Annotated in this window: 3 protein-coding genes and 2 pseudogenes; all 5 read right to left on the bottom strand. The window is 47.3% G+C overall.

Annotated elements, in window-relative coordinates; translation table 11 throughout:
• Nucleotides 1-682 (bottom strand): ATP-binding cassette domain-containing protein (locus EOO50_RS17575; RefSeq protein WP_290841588.1); only part of this gene is annotated, 682 nt, incomplete at its 3' end.
• A 133-nt stretch (nucleotides 683-815) separates the two neighbouring features.
• Nucleotides 816-1,340: a GNAT family N-acetyltransferase gene (locus tag EOO50_RS17570; protein WP_290841587.1), complete on the bottom strand. Its 525-nt coding sequence runs from the start codon at nucleotides 1,338-1,340 to the stop codon at nucleotides 816-818.
• On the bottom strand, nucleotides 1,324-1,959 hold the full coding sequence (locus tag EOO50_RS17565; RefSeq protein ID WP_290841586.1) for a DEAD/DEAH box helicase: 636 nt from the start codon (nucleotides 1,957-1,959) through the stop codon (nucleotides 1,324-1,326). The genes EOO50_RS17570 and EOO50_RS17565 overlap by 17 nt, the downstream gene beginning before the upstream one ends.
• Nucleotides 1,960-1,982: 23 nt before the next feature.
• A pseudogene (locus EOO50_RS17560) lies at nucleotides 1,983-2,498 on the bottom strand (sigma 54-interacting transcriptional regulator); the annotation flags it as partial.
• Nucleotides 2,458-2,650 (bottom strand): annotated as a pseudogene (locus tag EOO50_RS17555) (hypothetical protein); the annotation flags it as partial. The pseudogenes EOO50_RS17560 and EOO50_RS17555, both read right to left, overlap by 41 nt.

Genomic DNA, 2,650 nt, shown 5'->3' with positions numbered 1-2,650 from the left:
TTGTGATGTTGTCAACGAACGCGCGGTCATGAGAAATCACAACAACAGCCTTTGCAGAATTCAGCAGGAAATCCTCAAGCCACTGGATCGATTCGATATCCATGTGGTTCGTAGGCTCATCGAGGAGAATCAGGTCGGGCTTTTGCAGAAGGATTTTAGCAAGTTCGATGCGCATTCGCCATCCGCCGGAAAATTCCGAAGTCGAGCGCGTGAAATCTTCACGGACAAACCCAAGTCCGATCAATATTTTTTCAACTTCTTCCTCGTAGTTGATTTCCTCGATCGCATAAAAACGCTCGCTCAAATCCGATACGCGCTCGATCAATTTCATGTAAGCGTCACTTTCATAATCGGTGCGGACAGTCAGCTCTTCGTTCAGCGCGTCGATGTCAGACTTCATCTTGAAAATATCGGCGAAAGCTTTTGACGTTTCCTCAAAAACCGTCGTGTCGTCTTTTGTCAATAAATGCTGCGGAAGATATGCGATTACAGCTTCTTTTGGCGCAGAAACAACGCCTCGCGACGGCTTGCTTGCGCCCGCGATGATTTTCAATAGCGTCGATTTTCCGGCGCCGTTTTTCCCCATTAAGGCAATTTTATCGGTTTCATTGATGGCGAAAGAAACGTCGCTGAATAAAGTCGTGCCGCCAAATTCGACGGCAATATCGTTGATTGTGATCATAAATTGTAGTGGTTTTTCATCGGCATAAAGCTGTGGCCCGAGAAAATTTCTTTTTTAAAGGCGCAAAGATAGTCCAGAATTGACAATTCGCGGTTACAACGTGCAATTATTAGCCTGAATTTCGCAGAGGAATTTAAAGATGCTGATTGTCGATTTCATACCACGCGCACAAATCGCCTTCGTCCATGAAATTGTTGACGAATTTCAGCCCGCATTTTTCAAGGATTCGTATCGATGCGGAGTTGTTTACATCGACGTAGGCTGTGATTCGCGGCAATCTCATTTCATCAAATCCAAAGTCGATGAACGCTTTCGCCGATTCATGGCCGTAGCCTTTTCCCCAATATGGCTTCAGGAAACGGTAACCGAGATCGTAGGTGTTTTCGACGCCGTTGAGCTGTCTGATGAATTTTAGTCCGGCCCAACCGATAAAAGTATTTGAATCTTTTAATATCGCAGCCCAGCGCCCGATGCCGTAATCAAGGTATTGCTGGTTGATGTTTTTTATGATTTCACGCGTCTGCTCGATGCTTTCCAGCGGTTTCACCCCGAGATAGCGCATCACATCGGGATCGGAGTCAAGCGCGAACATCGCGCCGTCATCCGACGGCCGGAGCTCACGAAACACAAGCCTTTCAGATTCAATCGTCGTCTTCATCGTCGTTCGGGTAAAAATCAAACCAAGTCGGCTCGTCCATTACTTTGTCGGCGACAGATTCGGTTTTTTCGGTTTCGTCGGTAACCGTAAAAATATATTGGGTCGATTTGATGCTTTGCGCAAGCCGCATCACAATAGTTTCGGAGCGGTTTGCGAAAACCTTGTCGGCGTCGTCCACGATGAACAAACGCACCGTATTCATATTAAAGCCTGCGCCCGAAAAAAGTGCGTTGATCTTATTTGGCGTCCCGATTAAGACGTCAATCCCGAGCGAGATCAGGTTTTTGTCGTTGTCTATATCGGTTTTGTCGTTGGTTCCGTGAACGCGCAGATCAGTGTATTTGCCATAAACCTGAAATAGATCGACCATTTCGAGCATTTTTTCCTTCGATTCTACGATCAGCAGCGCACGAGTGCTTTCGCCTTCTGCTTTCGATAATTTCTGGATCGTATTGATGACGAGCATCGTGGTTTTGCCTGAACCCGACGGAGCAACAATATAGCAATCGCCGCCGCTTTTTATGGCTGAGAATGTTTCGGCTAATAATTCGACAGGCTCGAGAAGGTCATTTTCGACAAGCGATTTCTGCAGGCTCGGATTTATTTTTTTCAGGTTCATTTAGATTGTTCTAGGGTTCGCTGTTATTTGCTGGCAAACAGCTTTACGTCGTTTTCAGATATTTCTGCGCCGCCTAAAATGATCAGCCTTTCAACGACGTTGCGAAGTTCGCGAATATTACCCGTCCAGTCGTATTCCTGGAGCAGCTTTATCGCGGCCGGCGCAAACTTTTTGGGCGTGTTTCCGTGTTCTGATGCGATCTTTTCGGTGAAATGCTCGATCAAAAGCGGAATGTCTTCGCGGCGGTCGTTCAGCGCCGGGACTTTGATCAGGATTACCGCGAGCCTGTGGTACAAATCCTCGCGGAAACGGCCTTCGGCGATCTCGGTCTTCAAATCCTTATTTGTTGCCGCAACGACACGCACATCGACTTTAATGTCTTTGTCGGCGCCAACGCGCTGTATCATGTTTTCCTGCAAAACGCGTAATACTTTGGCCTGCGCCGACAAGCTCATGTCGCCTACTTCATCGAGGAAAATCGTTCCGCCGTCAGCGGCTTCAAATTTTCCCGCGCGGTCTTTTACTGCCGATGTGAACGCGCAGATCAGTGTATTTGCCGTAAACCTGAAATAGATCGACCATTTCGACCATTTTTTCCTTCGATTCTACGATCAGCAGCGCACGAGTGCTTTCGCCTTCTGCTTTCGATAATTTCTGGATCGTATTGATGACGAGCATCGTGGTTTTGCCT

It is taken from the genome of Flavobacterium sp., from assembly GCF_004211145.1.
GTDB lineage: Bacteria > Bacteroidota > Bacteroidia > Flavobacteriales > Flavobacteriaceae > Flavobacterium.
Note: the sequence above shows the minus strand (reverse complement) of the source record. Positions and strands in the feature narration are given on the sequence as shown.

What these genes read in the sequence shown, in the direction of transcription:
- EOO50_RS17570 (WP_290841587.1), bottom strand. Translation starts at nt 1,340, where the DNA reads ATGAAGACGACGATTGAATCTGAAAGGCTTGTGTTTCGTGAGCTCCGG.
- EOO50_RS17565 (WP_290841586.1), bottom strand. Translation starts at nt 1,959, where the DNA reads ATGAACCTGAAAAAAATAAATCCGAGCCTGCAGAAATCGCTTGTCGAA.